This is a genomic window from Spirulina sp. 06S082 (assembly GCF_034932145.1).
GTDB lineage: Bacteria > Cyanobacteriota > Cyanobacteriia > Cyanobacteriales > Spirulinaceae > CCY15215.
Genome location: NZ_JAYGHV010000100.1, coordinates 1 through 1,601, shown reverse-complemented (window position 1 = coordinate 1,601; position 1,601 = coordinate 1). Strand labels below are relative to the sequence as shown.

Annotated in this window: 1 protein-coding gene; it reads left to right on the top strand. The window is 42.7% G+C overall.

What is annotated here, in order from left to right:
• Nucleotides 1-1,323: ABC-F family ATP-binding cassette domain-containing protein (locus tag VB714_RS07280; RefSeq protein WP_323222598.1), on the top strand; the 1,323-nt coding region annotated here is incomplete at its 5' end.
• Between the last annotated feature and the right edge of the window lie 278 nt (nucleotides 1,324-1,601).

Below are 1,601 nucleotides of genomic sequence, written 5' to 3'. Positions count from 1 at the left end.
CTAGATGGGTACGGTTTAGAAGCACAAATTGATAAGATTTTACCAGAAATGGGATTTGGACAAGAAGACGGCGATCGCCTCGTCAGCGCCTTTAGTGGAGGTTGGCAAATGCGAATGAGTTTGGGTAAAATTCTCCTGCAAAAGCCCGATTTATTACTTCTTGACGAACCGACCAATCATTTAGATTTAGAAACAATTGAATGGTTAGAAATCTATCTCAAAGGACTAAAAACCCCGATGGTGATTATCTCCCACGATCGCGAATTTTTAGACCGACTCTGCACGCAAATTGTAGAAACCGAACGGGGAGTTTCCACTACTTATCTCGGTAATTATTCCACCTATTTACAACAAAAAGAAGAAAGTCGTCTCGCCCAACAAGCAACCTACGAACGCCAAACCAAAGAAATCGAAAAACAGCAGGTTTTTGTCGAGCGTTTTCGTGCCAGTGCCACCCGCAGTACCCAAGCGAAAAGCCGCGAGAAACAACTCAATAAAATCGAGCGAATTGCAGCCCCAGACTCACACTTAAAAACCCTAAGATTCCAATTTCCTCCCGCACCTCGTAGCGGCAGAGAAGTCGTAAAAATTCAAGATTTATCCCATACTTACGACGATAAATTGCTCTTTTTGGGCGCAAACTTATTAATCGAACGCGGCGATCGCATTGCCTTTCTCGGTCCAAATGGTTCGGGCAAATCCACCCTCCTCCGTATGATGATGGGCATGGAAAAGCCAGAAGATGGTATAATTAAACTCGGCGATCATAATGTGATTCCTGGGTATTTTGAGCAAAATCAAGCAGAAGTTTTAGAGCTACATAAAACCGTCATGGAAACCATTCATGATGAAGTTCCCAGTTGGAAAAATGAAGAAGTTCGCACCCTATTAGGTAGTTTTTTGTTTAGTGGCGATACAGTTTTCAAAAAAATTGAAGCCCTGAGTGGAGGAGAAAAAGCACGTTTAGCCTTAGCCAAAATGTTATTGCGTCCGGCCAACTTACTCATTTTAGATGAGCCGACCAATCATCTCGATATTCCCGCCAAAGAAATGCTGGAAGAAGCCTTACAAAAATATGATGGAACAGTAATTATTGTCTCCCACGATCGCTATTTTATTTCTAAGGCTGCAACCAAAATAGTTGAGATTCGCGAAGGAGAATTAGTGATTTATAATGGTGATTATCACTATTATTTAGACAAAATTGAGGAAGAAAAAGAAAAAGAACTCCATCGTCTTGAAGAAGCGAAAAAAGCCGCCAAACGAGCCGAGAAACTTGCCAAGCAAAAAGAAAAACAAAAGAAAAAAGCAGTGGCAAAATAATTAACATAATTAACGTGAATTCGGGATAAGTTAACTCAACTTGCTAGTTATCAATTTGATCCCCCCCAGCCCCCCTTAATAAGGGGGGAGAATCTGGAAGCCCCTCTGCTTTTTAAGGGGGGAGAATCTGGAAGCCCCTCTGCTTTTTAAGGGGGGAGAATCTGGAAGCCCCTCTGCTTTTTAAGGGGGGAGAATCTGGAAGTCCCCCTGCTTTTTAAGGGGGGAGAATCTGGAAGTCCCCCTGCTTTTTAAGGGGGGAGAATCTGGAAGTCCCTCTG